Below are 1,061 nucleotides of genomic sequence, written 5' to 3'. Positions count from 1 at the left end.
CAACTGTTAGAGGCATCAAATACGCCAGTGTTAGAGATTGCCGAACTAAGCTCAAAGGCCAGTTATCTCAACATTGGCGTGGATCACTTCGAAGTGGGTAAGGCCTGTACCAGACACCTGATTGAACAAGGTTTTAAGAACGTTGGTTTTATTGGGGCGCGCGGGAATCACTCAACGTTGCAACGCCAGTTACACGGTTGGCAAAGTGCGATGATTGAAAACTATCTCACCCCAGATCATTTTCTGACGACTCATGAAGCGCCATCTTCACAATTGGGTGCGGAAGGATTGGCGAAGTTATTGCTGCGCGATTCAAGCTTGAATGCTTTGGTGTGTAGCCATGAGGAGATAGCAATTGGTGCGCTCTTTGAGTGCCATCGCCGCGTGCTCAAAGTCCCGACCGACATTGCCATTATTTGCCTTGAAGGCTCTTCTATGGGGGAGCACGCTTACCCAAGTTTGACATCGGCAGAATTTGATTACGAGCGCATGGGCACCAAGGCGGCAGAAAAACTGTTGCATGCCATCAAAGGTGAGCCAGAAGAAAGGCCAACCAGTATGGGCTTTAAGCTAAAGCGTCGAGCAAGTACCGCGATTAATTGACACCTCCGCTTTCCATAAACACAAAAAGCCTCTCAAGATGGAGAGGCTTTTTACATTCTGAATTCACGAGCGGAAACTACGGACGTTCGCCCGTGGCTAGGCGTTGTTCGATATCTACGATCACCTCTGGCAGATCGGAGATGGTGTCGATTAAGTAGTGAGGTGCACTCTTGATAAACTTCGCGCGTGCTTTTTCACGAGCTTTCTCTAAGGTTGCTTCGTCTGCGGCTTGGTATTCTTCAAATGTCAGACCTGCTTCGTTACCAGAAAGTAGCAGACCCACCGTCCACATGCCCGCATTGTGACCTTCAAAGATGCCTGGTGCTGAATCGTCCACTTTGACGCATGCTTTAACGTCGGTTACACCAAGCTCAATCACGTTTTTCAGTGCCATAAACGGCGCAGGGCGACCACCTTGGGGCAGATCGTCTGTCGCGACAACATAATCTGGTTGGTAG

Annotated in this window: 2 protein-coding genes; one reads left to right on the top strand and one right to left on the bottom strand. The window is 49.4% G+C overall.

Features of this window, described 5'->3' with window-relative positions; all coding sequences use genetic code 11:
* On the top strand, positions 1-603 hold a 603-nt coding region (locus R7P72_RS25940), incomplete at its 5' end, for a substrate-binding domain-containing protein (RefSeq protein WP_318111117.1).
* Positions 604-679: 76 nt separating this feature from the next.
* Here R7P72_RS25940 and R7P72_RS25935 read toward each other — a convergent pair.
* Positions 680-1,061 (bottom strand): HAD-IA family hydrolase (locus R7P72_RS25935; protein WP_318111116.1); only part of this gene is annotated, 382 nt, incomplete at its 5' end.

The sequence above is a fragment of the Vibrio sp. Vb0888 genome (assembly GCF_033338835.1).
Lineage (GTDB): Bacteria > Pseudomonadota > Gammaproteobacteria > Enterobacterales > Vibrionaceae > Vibrio > Vibrio alginolyticus.
Note: the sequence above shows the minus strand (reverse complement) of the source record. Positions and strands in the feature narration are given on the sequence as shown.